The following is a 12,271-nucleotide window of genomic DNA, read 5'->3' on the forward strand; positions in this document are numbered from 1 at the left end:
AAACGATGTCCGGACAGGAAAATTCGATGATGCCCGATCAAGTTGCCTCGCATTGCGCGCTGGTCCTGGAGACCAACAACCTGCGCGGCGGCGCCGATGCCGAGGCCAGGGCGGGTGCCAGCCTGCAGCGCCTGGTCGCGCTGCTGGCCAGGCAGAAGCTGCCGCTCGCCGCGCTCGCGCAGGTGGTCATCACGCACGACGGATTGAGCCCTGCCACCTGCGAGGCCGTGAGCGCGCTCGCGGGCCGCCCGGTCGACTTCGTGCGCATCGACGCGAGCACCGGCTACTACGACGCCAAGAACGCCGGCTTCGCGGCCACCGACGCGCAGCGCTGCACGCACGTGGTGTTCGCCGACGCCGACTGCCTGCCCGACGACGACTGGCTGCTGCAGATGCTCCTGCCCTTCACCAGGGGAGCCGACGCGCCCGCCGTGGTGGCCGGGCGCACCAGCTACGCGGCCAACGTGGTGGGCACCGCGCTCACCACCATCGACTTCATGTACTTCCCCAATGCCGACCACGCCGGCGCCACGAGCAACTTCTACGCGAACAACGTGGCCTTCCGCCGCGAGGTGTTCGAGCAGCACAGCTACCAGGCGCTCGACGGCGTCTACCGCGCGCACTGCCAGGTGCTCGGCATGCGGCTGAAGGCGGCGGGCGTGCCCATCCACTACGCGGCCGCGGCCCACACTGAGCACCGCCTGCCCGACACGCGCGCCGAGGCGCTCAAGCTGCGCTGGATGCGCGGGCAGGACACCTACTCGCTCACGCCGCACCTGCTGCGCAGCTACGTGTCGCCGCGCTGGCAGTGGCTCGCGAAGAGCGGCCCGATCGGGCCGCTGGCGGTGCTGTTCACGCGGCTGGGCTTCAGCATGAAGGCGCTGAACCATCAAGACCTCCCGCCGCTGCGCGGGCTGCGCTGGCTCGCAGGCGTGGCGTTGATCCTGGGCTTTTCGGCCGTCGACATGCTGGGCGCGTTCGCGCGCGGCATCGGCTGGCACACCACGGGCCACACCAACGCCGATGCGCAGGCGCTGTCGTACCACCGCCCCTGAACGGCGCTTCACCTCATCTCCAGAACAACAAAAAAGACAGGAACCATGTCCCTCCCCTCTTCGTTTTCCGCCCGCCGGCTGGCGCTCGGCATCGCGCTCGCGGGCGCCTTCACGCTGGCCGGCGCGGCAGACTTCGCCGGCCGCGGCGTCTTCAACTTCAGGTCCGACGCCGGCTGCCCGTTCGCCGCGCTCGCGGGCAAGGGCAACGACTGCAACCGCCTCGCGCTCGACGACCCGGACACCCGCGCCGCGCTCGACATCGGCGCGTACACCATCCGCTTCGTCAACACCCGCAGCTACGCCGGGAAGACCATCGTCGGCGACGTGCTGCTGCAGGGCTCCGGACAGGCGCGCGGCGGCCAGCGCGTGCCGCTGACCTTCCACGCGCTGCTGAGCCGCTCGGGCAACGAATGGTCGGTCAGCAGCCATGCGCACACGCCCATCGGCGGCGAGTTCAGCGACATCCGCATCGACCCCTACCAGATCGTGGTGGTGAGCGAGTCGACCACCGACCACGTGCTGCTCACCGCCGACCAGATCGTCGACGCGCTGGCCCGACCCTCGCTGACGGCGCGCCTGGCCAACGTGTTCGTGCAGGTGGAAGACAACCGCGCCGATGGCGCGAAGGACGCCGACATCACCATCGGCCTGGGCCTGAGCGGCGCCTCGAAGTCGGTGGCGCGCGCGCGTTTCCGCGCGCCCGGCGCCAAGGGCCGCGACCTGGCCGAGGCCATGCAGCAGGGCAACTGGACGCTGGAGCTGCAGGCGCTGAGCGGCCAGATCCCGCGCCAGGTGGTGCAGCGCGACCTGTTCCTGTACGGGCTCGAATCGCAGTCGCTGCTGCAGCCGCTGTTGCAGCGCGGCTTCCGCAAGAACGAGAAGCTGGTGCTCGGCGCCGCGAGCGGCAAGGGCTACGTGCGCTACGACGGCCAGCAGCGCGAGTTCGCGGGCGCCGACGCGTCCGCGCGCGCCTTCCTGCAGGACAGCTTCATCGGCCTGGTGCTGGGCTGGCAGCAGCAGCACTCGCCGGTGAAGACCAAGACGGATGCCCGCTGACTCGCCAGCCGGCGCTTCGGCCGGCTTCGACTGCCTCTCGCCGCCGCGTCTGCGCGGCTGGCCCGCGCTGCAGGCCTGGCTGGTGCACCACGTCAAGCGCGCCGCGCTGCGCCAGCTGCATGCGAGCAATGCGGGCGAGATGCTGCTGCTGCGCTTCTACCTCGTGGGCGAGGAATCGTCGGAGCAGGCGCTGCAGCGCGAGCTGCGCATCGCGCCGCCCGAGTGGCTCGCGCGCCAGCTCGACCAGCACCTGGCCGACGAGCAGCTGCATGCGCGCCTCTTCGCGCAGGCCATCGTCGAGCGCGGCGGCAGCGCGCAGGCGGCCGCATCGCCGGAGGAGGCTCCCCGGCCCGACTGGTTCAGCCGCCGCAAGCTCGCGCGCTGGCAGGCGCTGATCCGCCGCCACGCGCCGCACTTCGCGCACGGCGGGCTGGTGCCGGCCTACGCCATCGGCCTCGCGGCCGAGCAGATGGCCTCGCGCATCCTGCAGCGCCACTGCGCGCTGATCGGCCCGCAGCACGCGCTGCATCCGCTGCTGTCGCGCGTGATGGCCGACGAGGACCGCCACATCCGCCTGTGCACCCGCACGCTGCAGCGCTGCGTGGCGCCGCATGAAGAGGCGCGGCTGGCGCAGCTGATGCGCGAGGTGCGCGACACCGAGCGCGGCTTCGGCGTGACCGGCGCGCTCGGCATGTGGCTGGCCGGCATGGCGCTGCGCCTGCGGCCCGGCTCGGCACCGCCGGTGCGGCACCACGCCTGAGCGATGCCGCCGCGCATCCTCTACCTCGCGACCGCGGACGCGCGCGGCCACCTGATGCGCGCGCAACTGCTCACGCATGCGCTGCGCGAGGCCGGCGCGCAGGTGCGCGTGCTCACCACCTCCGACGAAGGCGCGCGCTTCCTCGCCGGCTTCGGCATCGAGGCGCCGGTGCTCTCGCGCCACTACGCGGTGCAGTTCGACGCGCAGCAGAACATGCTGCGCCGCGAGACCGACCGCAACGTGGCGCAGTACATGTTCAGGCCCGAACGCATGCTGCGCGACGTGTGGAAGCTGCGCGCGCACTTGCGCGACGCCGACCTGGCGGTGAACGACTCCTTCCACCCCGCGCTGCTGCTGATGGGCTGGCTGCCGTTCTGGCGGCGCAAGGTGGTGCACGTGTACGGCGCGAGCCTGCGGCATGCGCTGGAGACCAACTTCAGCGGGCGCATGCCGGGCTTCGTCGCCCGGGTGTTCGGCCGCATCGTGGCCTGGCAGATCGACCGCAGCCTCGCGCGCATCGAGCACGACTTCGCCTACGGCGAGCCGCAACACGACGGACGCGGCCGCCATCGGTTGGCCACGCCGGTGGCGGTGGTGGACGCGGCAGGGCACGGCGATGAGGCGCGGCAGATGGCGGCCGTGTATCTCAATCCGCATTTCCAGGAGCCGGCGCTGGCCGACGGGCTGGAACAGGGCCTTGCCGACGCCGGCGTGCCCGCGCACCTGGTCGGCGAAGGCTACGCGCACCGGGCGCACTGGCATGCGCGGGACGAACACTGGATCGAGGCGGCGGCGCGCAGCGCCTTCATCGTCTCGGCGCCAGGCATGGCGGCGCTGTCGATCGCGGCGGTCTACCGCAAGCCGATCCTGCTGCTGCTCACCGACCAGCCCGAGCAGGCGATCAACGCAGGCCGCGCGGCGCAGCTCGGGCTGGCGCACCGCGTGGTGGTGTGGCGCGGCGACGCGCCGAAGTTCGCACGGGCCGTGGCCGCCGCGGCGGGCGATCTGCTCGACCTGCCGGATGGCGAGGCGAATGCGTCCGAAGGGCGGCAGGCCGCCATGGAGCGGCTTCGGCACTGGACCGTATTGCTGTCGGGGCTGGCGGAGGCCGCGCGCGGCCCGTAACGCGCCGCTGCCTCAGTGACTGCCGGCCGAGCCGCGCGCCGAATCGATCACCGCGCGGAAGAGCCGCGCCATCGCGCGCACCGGTGAAATCTCCGACCACCGCGCCGGTGCGGCGGCCTTCGGCGGCGCTGAGATCAGGCCCCGGCCCATGCGCAGCGACACCTGCAGCTTCCTGAGCGTGAAGCCCGGCCGCGCCGCCTTGCGGCGCTTGCCGGGTCCGCGCGCGGTGTCGGCCACGACGAACTGGAGCACCAGGCACTTGCGCCCGGCGGCCGGCTCCACCTCGAACACGAGGCTGCGCCGCCGCGCGCCGGTGACGCGCTGGCCGGGCAGCACCGCGCCGTCGAGCATCACGTGCACGCTGGTGGCCTTGGCATTGCTGCGGTAGTCGATGCGCACCTCGACGCGATGCGGCTGCATCTGCGACAGCGGCAGCGATCGCGCCGACAGCGCCGGCAGCGGCACCACGAGGCAGGCCAGCTCGCCCACGCTGCGCGCGCCCTCGCCGTCGAAGCCAGCCCAGCCGTGGCTCAGCCAGCTCATCGCGGGGCTGCCGGGGTGGAAGAGGTAGGGGCGCTCCAGTTGCAGTTCGGCCATTTCGGCCAGGCCCCGGGTCTGGTCGTCGAGGCCCCAGCGCGTGAGGAAGGCGCGGTCGATCGCGGCAGCGGGCCAGGCCGGGAAGCTGCGAGCCGCCCCGCCGCTTCGCTCATCAGCCAGGCCGCAGGCCTCGGCCATGAAATCCATCGAGCCCAGCTCGGCACCGACCGGTATCCAGCCCGAACAGGTCCTGGGCAATTGCTCCGGCGCGTTGCGGTCGGCGCGGATCAGCGCGTGCGCGGGCTTGCGGAAGTAGCGCGCCTCGGTGAGCACGCTCGACGACAGGCTGGCGGCGAAGTGCACGTTGGCCGCCGACAGCAGCGCATAGCTGTTCTCGCTGGTCCACGCCACGTTGGGAATGGCGCGCGCAATGGGCGCGAGGTCGTGCAGCGCGCTTTCGTAAGGGTGCGGCTTGACGACCAGCAGGTCGACGCCCTGCGCCAGCTCGCGCAGCGGCGCGATCACGCTGGCCGGATGCATGGTGCGGCCGCCGCTGACGAGCGACAGGTCGACCAGGCTCTGGCCGAAGAAGAGGCCCACGCGCAGCCTCGGGTCGAACAGCGAGGCCGCGCCGTGGCGCGCGAAGCGGCCCTTGAGCGCGCTCGCGTGGTTCCAGAAGAGCTCTTCGTCCACGCGGCGCGCGAGCAGCGCGACCTCGACGGCGGGGTCGTTGGTGCGCGCGCAGAAATGCAGGTGCTCCGTGAAGCGGCGCGGGTCGATCTCGATGTCGAGGTAGCTGGCGCCCGAGCGGTCGATGCAGTGCTGCTGCGCCGGCGTGAGGCCCCAGCCGATCACCAGGCACCCGGGGCCGAAGGCCGGCATGCCGTCGCGCCCGGCGAACGCGTGCAGGTCGGCGATGCAGGCGCGCGCCCAGCCCGCGGGCGTGCAGGGCAACTCCAGCCGGTCCATGAGCCGTGCGACGTCGATGCGTCCGCCTTCGGACAGCGGCGAGGCCTCGCTCGACGGTAGCCCCAGCCGGCCCAGGGCGGAGTCGAAGAAGCCGCGCAGGAAGCGCCGGTTGGCGACGTGGTACTGGAGCCCGTTGGCGGGCGAGCGGAAGAAGTCGTCGGCGAAGACGACATTGTGGAACCGGCGAGTCATGGTGGCCTCGGGAGGCGGCTCTCTCCTGCGCTGCCGCGAGCCGCCCCGCCGACCTTTCTTGTGCGTGCGATGCGCCAATCTAGGCAGCCACTCTTAGCCCGGCGTGAGCAAGGGCCCCGGCTTTCGCAAAGTTGCCGTAAAGCGCGCGGCTCCCCGCCGGCCTTCAGTCCAGCGAAAGATTCAGATCACGGATCAGCGGATGCCACCGCGCCGATTCGCCCCGCAGCAGCGCCGCGAACTGCGCGGGCGCGTCGCCCCCGGGCTCCACGCCGTACTCGGCGAGCCGGCGCAGCACGGCCGGGTTGTGGATGGCGCTGGCCACCGACTGCTGCAGCCGCGAGACGATCTCGCCCGGCGTGTTGGCGGGCACCACCAGGCCCATGAGCGCGGCGGCCTCGACGCGCGGCAGGCCGATCTCGGCGAAGGTGGGAACGCGCGGCAGCTGCGCGAGGCGCGAGGGGTTCGCCACCGCCAGCGGCCGCAGCCTGCCGCTCTGGATGAAGCGGCGCGAGGCGGCCAGGTCGCACATCATCACCGGCACCTGTCCGCCGGCCACGTCGGCCACCGCGGGCGCGGCGCTGCGGTAGGGCACGTGGACCATCTCGAGGCGGGCCTCGCGTTCGAGCAGTTCCATCGCCAGGTGCTGCGGGCTGCCCGTGCCGGCCGAGGCGTAGCTGACCTTGCCGGGGAAGGCGCGCGCGTCGTCGATGAAGGCCCGCGCGTCCTTCACGCCGCTGGCCGGGCCGACCAGCAGCACCATCGGCAGCCGGCCGAGCAGGGTGACGGGCGCGAAGTCGCGCGAGGGGTCGTAGCTGAGGTTGCGGTAGAGCGCCGGGTTGAACACCAGCGTGCCGCTGTCGGCCGACAGCACCGTGTAGCCGTCGGCCGGGGCGCGCGCGGCTTCCATGGCGCCGAGCGCGGTGTTGCCGCCGGCGCGGTTCTCGATGACGACGGACTGCCCCGCGTCGATGGCGAGCTGGGCGGAGATGGTGCGCGCGACGATGTCCGCCCCGGCTCCCGCCGCGTACGGCACGATCCAGCGGATGGCCTTGGCGGGGTATGCCACCTGCGCCTTCGCCGCGCGATGGACTCCCCCGGCCGCGAGGGCGGCCATGGCGGCGAGTTTCAGCAGGAGCGATCGGCGGGTCATCACGGGCGACTGTCTCCGGGGGAGATACCGGCCGCCATGTTAGGCCGGGCCGCGTGTCCGCGTGAGGGGCACGCCTATGGGCGCATCAGGGACGCACCAGGGGCCGCATCAGGAGCCGCGTCACGGCGCGACGGGATTGCCCGGCGTGCCGGTGTCACGGGCCGAAAGCGCGGCGGCGGCCGTCGCGGCCGCGGCGGGCGGGCGGTAGGTGACGTTCACCGCGGGAGCAGCGGGCGCCGTGGGCTCGGGCGGCGGCCGGGTGATCTTGACCAGGGGCGCCCGCCTGACGGTCGCCGCCGGCGCTGCGCTGGCGGATGCCGCGGCCACCGGAGCGGGCGGGGGAACGGGGCCCACGGGCGTGAAAGGGGCTGCGGGCGTCGAGTAGTACTGCACCGGAGCCGGCGCGGCGGCCGTCCCGGGGGAAGCCGCAGGCGCGGCAGAAGCCACCGCGCCGCCTGCGGCGGGCGCTACGGCTGCCGTAGCCGGTGCCGCTGGAGCCGCGGGCGCGGCGTTGGGGTCGTAGAGCACGGCCCCCTTGCTCACGCCCGTGCGCACCGGCCCCACGCCGACACCCACGCCGGCCGAGCCCGACACCTGCCCGCCGTTGTTCACGGCCACGCCCGCGCCGAGCGGGCCGAAGCCGGTGTTCAGGCCCACGGAGAAGTTGCCGTCCTTGGTGGCGCCGAGCCCCAGCGAGAGCCCGGGCACCAGCGGAATGCCGACGTGGTAGTGGGAACAGCCGCCCGCCAGGAGCAACAGCGCCGCCGCCGGAACGACGGCCGCTGCCCGTATGACGCGCGGCCGGCCTTTCACACCAGCAGCGCGTTGACGCGCCTCACGTAGGCCGCCGGGTCCGCCGGCAGGCCGCCTTCGGCCAGCAGCGCCTGGTCGAACAGGATGTTGGCCAGGTCGTCGAAGTGCGAGGAGCCCTCGAGCTTCTTCACCAGCGGATGCTCGGCGTTCACTTCGAGCACCGGCTTCAGGTCGGGCGCGGGCTGGCCGGCCTGCTTGAGCATGCGCGCGAGCTGCGTGCTCATGCCGCCGTCCTGCACCACGAGGCAGGCGGGCGAGTCGACCAGGCGCGTGGTCACGCGCACGTCCTCGGCCTTGTCCTTGAGGGCCGTCTTGAGCTTCTCGAGCATGGGTTTGAACGACTCGGCGGCCTCTTCGGCGGCCTTCTTCTCGGCCTCGTCCTGCAGCTTGCCGAGGTCGACCGCGCCCTTGGCCACGCTCTGCAGCGGCGTGCCGTCGAACTCGTTGAGGTAGTTCAGCGCCCACTCGTCGACGCGGTCGGTCATGAGCAGCACCTCGATGCCCTTCTTCTTGAAGACTTCGAGCTGCGGGCTGTTCTTGGCGGCGGCGAGCGTGTCGGCCGTGATGTAGTAGATGGCGTCCTGGCCTTCCTTCATGCGGGCCTTGTAGTCCGCGAAGCTCACGCTCACCGAGTCGGTGGTGGTGGAGGCGTAGCGCAGCAGCTTGGCGATGCGGTCGCGGTTGCCGAAGTCCTCGCCCAGGCCTTCCTTGAGCACCGCGCCGAACTCGGCGTAGAACTTGGCGTACTTGCCCGATTCGTCGGCGGCGGCAGCGGCGGTTTCCGCAGCGGTGGGCGCGTTCTTGTCGACCACGTCCGTCACGCCTTCGGTCGGCTCGGGGGCCGGCACCGATTCGCCCGAACCCACGTCGATCCTGCCCTCGCCGCTTTCCGGCGCGGTCTTCTGCTTCTTCGCCAGGTCTTCCAGCATGCCGAGCACGCGCTTGGTGCTGCCTTCGCGGATCGCCTTCACGTCGCGGCTTTCCTGCAGCAGCTCGCGGCTCACGTTCAGCGGCAGGTCGGCCGAGTCGATCACGCCCTTGACGAAGCGCAGGTAGCTGGGCATCAGCGCGTCGGCGTCGTCCATGATGAAGACGCGCTTGACGTAGAGCTTCACACCCGCGCTCTTGTCGCGGTTCCACAGGTCGAAGGGCGCCTTGGCCGGGATGTACAGCAGCTGCGTGTACTCGGTGCTGCCTTCCACGCGGTTGTGGCTCCAGGCGAGCGGGGCCTCGTAGTCGTGGCTGATGCTCTTGTAGAACTCCTCGTACTGCTCGGGGGTGATGTCCTTCTTGGGGCGGCTCCACAGGGCGTTGGCCTTGTTGACGGTTTCCCATTCGCCGGTCTTCACCATGTCGCCGGGCTGGTCGTTCTCGCCGTCCTTCCACTCTTCCTTCTCCATGAGGATGGGCAGGGAGATGTGGTCGGAGTACTTGCCGACGATCTGCTTGAGCTTCCAGGCGTTGAGGTATTCGTCGGCATCCTCACGCAGGTGCAGCGTGATGCTGGTGCCGCGCTCGGGGCGGGTGATGTCGGCCACCTCGAAGTCGCCGGCGCCGCCGCTGGTCCAGCGCACGCCCTGGTCGGCCGGCAGGCCCGCGCGGCGCGACTCGACGGTGATCTTGTCGGCCACGATGAAGCCCGAGTAGAAGCCCACGCCGAACTGGCCGATGAGCTGAGCGTCGGCCTTCTGGTCGCCGCTCAACTTGCTCATGAAGTCCTTGGTGCCGCTCTTGGCGATGGTGCCGAGGTTGTCGATCGCCTCCTGGCGCGACAGGCCGATGCCCTTGTCGGTGATGGTGATGGTGCGCGCGGCCTTGTCGAAGCTCAGGCGCACGTCGAGGTCGGACTGGCCTTCGTAGAGCTCGGGATGGTCGAGGGCCTCGAAGCGCAGCTTGTCGCAGGCGTCCGATGCATTCGAGATCAGCTCGCGCAGGAAGATTTCCTTGTTGGAGTACAGCGCATGCGTGACGAGATGCAGCAGTTGCGCGACTTCAGCCTGGAACGGGAGTTTGGTTTTGGAGGAATCAGCCATGGATAGAGAAATGTCGAAAGCCGAAAAATTCTAAGTCGGGCGCGGCGCCGGAAAGCGCCCGCGCACCAACATCCTCAATTGGGTTGTCTTTTGTCTTCATCAAGGGCAAATGAAGCTCAACGTTCCATTTTTGGCATTCCTGAAGACCCGGCGCCCATGCGCTTCGCTGGGGAAAACCCTCCGAGCCCGGAAAAATTGACTCTTGTTAACAGTTCTGAAATATCCTGACGACTGCCAAGAAGTGACAGAGAACAGGGGTCCAGCCCCGGGGAACGAGACAGGGATGACGTCTGATGACTTGCACGTCGCCACGGGCCGTTTCCGGCCCCCCCGGAGCCGCAAGGCGCCCGGTGGCCGCCCTTGCATGGCTCGAGTGCACGACGGCCCTCGCATGGCTGTCCTGCGCGCCGGCCCAGGCGCAGCCCCAGCAGAAACCGCAGGCGACGGCCCCGGCCGCCCACGTCGTGGCTGACGCGCGCATCGAAACCCTCGACCGCGCGCAGGCCGAGCAGGCGCGGCTGAAGGCGCTCGCCGATTCCGCGCCCAAGGCCTACGAAGACCGCTTCATGACGTCCGACACGGACACCCCCGCGGCCGACGCGACGCCCGAGTCCGAGCAGCCGCAGGGCTACCGGGCCTGGCTGGTGGAAAGCCGCATCGGCTTCGGCGACGCCACCACCACCGGCTACGGCCGCCAGCGCGCGACCGAGTTCGGCCAGCGTTTCGAATACCGCCGCGAAACCCTCAACTACGGCGAATTCGTGCTGCAGGCCGACGGCCGCCACCTGGGCGGCGACAACAGCGCTAGCGGCCTGGGCATCGGCTCGCTGGGCTATGCGCGCGAAGCCACCAGCGGCCGCTTCACGCTGCGCAACCTCGGCTTTCCGCTGACCACGCAGACCTTCGCCGACACCGCCGTGGGCGACATCCAGAGCGAGCTCACCGGCGGCCTGGCGCGCAACTACAGGCTCTCGCTGGGCTCGACCACGGTGCGCGGCGCGTCCATGCGCGTCTACGGCAACGACTTCGACCTGCGCGGCGGCTTCGGCCAGCGCGGCAACCTGACCGGCGGACCGTACCCCGGCTTCGAGAAGAGCCAGGGCACGCTCGGCTGGCTCGGCGCCACGCTGCGCCTGGGCGACCCGTGGTTCGCGTCGTTCCAGTTCGACCGGGCGCGCAACGTGCCCGCCTACTACTACGACCCGCTCACGGCCCGGGGCTACGGCAGCAAGGACGTCGCCAGCTGGGCGGGCTCGGTGGGCTGGGGCCGCGAGGTGGTGCGCGACGGCGACTTCAAGGCCCGCGCCACGCTGGTGGGCAGCCGCGTGAGCTCGTCCACGCCCGGCGTGCCCACCGGCGATTCGCGGGGCCTGTTCATCGAAGCGAGCGCGCGCACGGGCCTGTACCGCCACGAGTTCGGTGCCTACACCGCGCGGCCCAACCTGTATTTCGGCGACTACGCGCTGGCGACCGGCACGCGCGGCGCGTACTGGCGGGTGGACCGCAACACCAGCCGCCTGAGCTGGGGCGTCGGCCTGGACTACGAGCGCTCCCGGCGGGACGTGAACTTCAACCTCGCGGGCTACCGCCGCTTCGGCGCGAGCGGCAACTTCCAGTACCTGTTCGACCGCGACAACTCCGTGGGCGGCAGCCTGAGCGTCTACCGCACGCGCTACGACGGGCTCCCCGACGGGAGCATCGCGGGCGGCAGCGGCGACGGCCGCAGCCTCTACGGCAGCGCCTTCTGGCAGACCCGCTTGTTCGACTGGCCGCGCAGCCGCTTCTCGCTGACGGTGCGCCGCAACGAACTGATCGTGCTCGGCGACTCCGCGGCCACCGGCCAGGAGCTGCAGTGGGAGCAGGACTGGATCGGCGGGCGCCGCGAGACCATGCGCCCCGAGCTCACCACCACCGTCGGCTACGCGCGCGACCGCAGCGGCGGCACCTCCCGCAGCTACCCGACGGCGGGCCTGCAGTTGCGCTACTGGATCGACGATGGCTTCCACGTCGGCGGCAACCTGCGCTACACCTCGCAAAGCGGCGGCCTCTACACCAGCCGCGGCCTGTCGGGCTCGCTCACGGCCGAGAAGGAGCTGGGCATGGGCTGGCGCGTGGGCTTCATGGCCAACTTCAACCAGGCGCGCGCGTCGCTGCTGCCGACCTCGTATTCGTCTCCCAACCTCTATCGCAGCAACGAGAAGGCCGCCTACGTCTACCTGCGATGGGAAGGCAGCGCCGGCACCGCTTTCCGCCCGGCGGGCGCGCGCGGCGAAGGCGCGGGCGGCGGCAGCGTGTCGGGCCGGGTGTTCTACGACGCCAACCGCGACGGCGAGCAGCAGTCGGGCGAAGGCGGCGTGGCCGGCGTCGAGGTGCTGCTCGACGGCCGCTACCGCGCCACCACCGACCGCGACGGCCGCTTCGAATTCCCGCTGGTGACCACCGGCCGCCACCAGCTGACGCTCACGCTCGAAAGCGTGCCGCTGCCCTGGGGCGCGGCCGGCGAGACCGGGGTGAGCGTGAACGTTCCGCTGCGTGGCCGGGCCAGCGCGGAGATACCCGTCGTCAAGGTGGGCGAATGAGC

The 12,271-nt window shown here is 71.2% G+C and carries 9 protein-coding genes; 5 read left to right on the forward strand and 4 right to left on the reverse strand.

Translation table 11 applies throughout. The features are described from left to right. The first annotated feature begins 26 nt into the window (after nt 1–26). Genes ACHMXA_RS01250 through ACHMXA_RS01265 form a run of 4 tightly spaced genes read left to right on the forward strand, consistent with a single transcriptional unit; the run spans nt 27 to nt 3,996 of the window. Nucleotides 27–1,055: a glycosyltransferase gene (locus ACHMXA_RS01250; protein WP_395317828.1), complete on the forward strand. Its 1,029-nt coding sequence runs from the start codon at nt 27–29 to the stop codon at nt 1,053–1,055. A 45-nt stretch (nt 1,056–1,100) separates the two neighbouring features. Continuing rightward, the gene (locus tag ACHMXA_RS01255; protein WP_395317830.1) at nt 1,101–2,111 is read left to right on the forward strand and encodes a hypothetical protein; all 1,011 of its coding nucleotides are present in this window, start codon (nt 1,101–1,103) and stop codon (nt 2,109–2,111) included. After that, nucleotides 2,101–2,871 carry a hypothetical protein gene (locus ACHMXA_RS01260; RefSeq protein WP_395317832.1) on the forward strand — a complete coding sequence of 257 codons (771 nt, stop codon included), beginning with the start codon at nt 2,101–2,103 and terminating at the stop codon, nt 2,869–2,871. Before ACHMXA_RS01255 ends, ACHMXA_RS01260 begins: the two co-directional genes overlap by 11 nt. A 3-nt stretch (nt 2,872–2,874) precedes the next feature. Next, the gene (locus ACHMXA_RS01265) at nt 2,875–3,996 is read left to right on the forward strand and encodes a hypothetical protein (protein ID WP_395317834.1); all 1,122 of its coding nucleotides are present in this window, start codon (nt 2,875–2,877) and stop codon (nt 3,994–3,996) included. Between the two features lie 12 nt (nt 3,997–4,008). Here ACHMXA_RS01265 and ACHMXA_RS01270 read toward each other — a convergent pair whose 3' ends face one another. The 4 genes from ACHMXA_RS01270 to htpG form a co-directional block, all read right to left on the reverse strand. Continuing rightward, nucleotides 4,009–5,694: a hypothetical protein gene (locus tag ACHMXA_RS01270; protein ID WP_395317836.1), complete on the reverse strand. Its 1,686-nt coding sequence runs from the start codon at nt 5,692–5,694 to the stop codon at nt 4,009–4,011. A gap of 163 nt (nt 5,695–5,857) precedes the next feature. Next, nucleotides 5,858–6,844 (reverse strand): Bug family tripartite tricarboxylate transporter substrate binding protein, encoded by a 987-nt coding sequence (locus ACHMXA_RS01275; protein WP_395317838.1) that lies wholly within the window; start codon nt 6,842–6,844, stop codon nt 5,858–5,860. Nucleotides 6,845–6,964: 120 nt separating this feature from the next. Further along, nucleotides 6,965–7,657 carry a hypothetical protein gene (locus tag ACHMXA_RS01280; RefSeq protein WP_395317840.1) on the reverse strand — a complete coding sequence of 231 codons (693 nt, stop codon included), beginning with the start codon at nt 7,655–7,657 and terminating at the stop codon, nt 6,965–6,967. Next, the gene (gene htpG / locus ACHMXA_RS01285; RefSeq protein ID WP_395317841.1) at nt 7,654–9,690 is read right to left on the reverse strand and encodes a molecular chaperone HtpG; all 2,037 of its coding nucleotides are present in this window, start codon (nt 9,688–9,690) and stop codon (nt 7,654–7,656) included. Before htpG ends, ACHMXA_RS01280 begins: the two co-directional genes overlap by 4 nt. A 350-nt stretch (nt 9,691–10,040) precedes the next feature. Between htpG and ACHMXA_RS01290 the strand changes: the two genes are divergently transcribed. Next, complete coding sequence (locus ACHMXA_RS01290) at nt 10,041–12,269, forward strand: SdrD B-like domain-containing protein (protein ID WP_395317843.1); 2,229 nt, start codon at nt 10,041–10,043, stop codon at nt 12,267–12,269. Nucleotides 12,270–12,271 lie beyond the last annotated feature (2 nt).

It is taken from the genome of Variovorax sp. UC74_104 (genome assembly GCF_044055375.1).
Lineage (GTDB): Bacteria > Pseudomonadota > Gammaproteobacteria > Burkholderiales > Burkholderiaceae_C > Variovorax.